This window comes from Pseudomonas sp. P5_A2_2 (assembly GCF_054177685.1).
In genome coordinates, this window is record NZ_JBGCUL010001326.1 from 1 (window position 1) to 1,054 (window position 1,054).

The window sequence follows — 1,054 nt, forward strand, 5'->3', positions numbered from 1 at the left end:
GGCCAGGAAGATATTATTGCATCGCAATATGAAAAACCCTCCTCTCAACGCGGCCTGTTCGAACACCTGAGTCATCTGCAGCAGCTCAATACCCTGAACGTCCTTGGTGCTTTGCGCCAGCGCCAGGAAAAAACCCTCGCGCCTCTGAAGCGGGGTCAGCTCAGACAACCCACGCCCACTGACTGGCAGGAATACTTCACCGACCTCGGCCAACGCAGCCTGCTGTTCTGGGACACCCTGCGCCAGCGTGGCGATAATACCCTGGCCCATGAACGCGCCGGGTATCCTCTGCTGCTCAAGTTCGATCATGAAACCCTGGTCGCAGGCTCCGACCTCCCACGCCCGGTCAACTATTCACTGTTGCGAATCCTCCCCGGACCAGAGCAAAGAATCGACAGCAACGCCCAGCCGGTGATCATCATTGACCCACGCGGCGGCCACGGCTCGGGAATCGGCGGTTTCAAACAGGATTCGGTATTAGGTGAAAGCCTCAGAGCCGGCCACCCCACCTATTTCATCTCCTTCAGTCACTCACCGCTGCCTGGGCAAACCCTGACCGATATCGTCGAAGCCCAGGCCCGGTTCATCGATGTCGTCAGCGCCCTTCACCCGGCCAACAGCAAGCCGATCATCATCGGTAACTGCCAGGCCGGCTGGGCCTTGATGGGACTGGCGGCAACACGGCCGGAACTGCCGGGATTGATCATTATCAATGGTGCCCCCTTGTCGTACTGGGCCRGTGTCAATGGACGCAATCCGATGCGCTACATCGGTGGCCTGCTGGGTGGCGGCTGGATGGCTCGCCTGGGCAGCGACCTGGGCAATGGCCGTTTCGACGGTACCTGGCTGGTCAGCAATTTCGAAAACCTGGACCCGGCCAACACCTATTGGGGCAAGTACTACCAGTTGTTCAGCCAGGTCGACAGCGAGGCTGCGCGCTTCCTCGACTTCGAACGCTGGTGGGGCAGCCCGACCCTGCTCAATGGCGAAGAGATCGAGATGATTGTCGATGACCTTTTCATCGGCAACCAGTTATCCGGCGGTCTCGGCCGCA

General features: G+C 59.7%; 1 protein-coding gene. It reads left to right on the forward strand.

Going from position 1 to position 1,054, the window contains the following annotated elements; genetic code table 11:
• Window positions 1-1,054: DUF3141 domain-containing protein (locus tag ACXRVY_RS31155; RefSeq protein ID WP_458239227.1), on the forward strand; the 1,054-nt coding region annotated here is incomplete at both ends.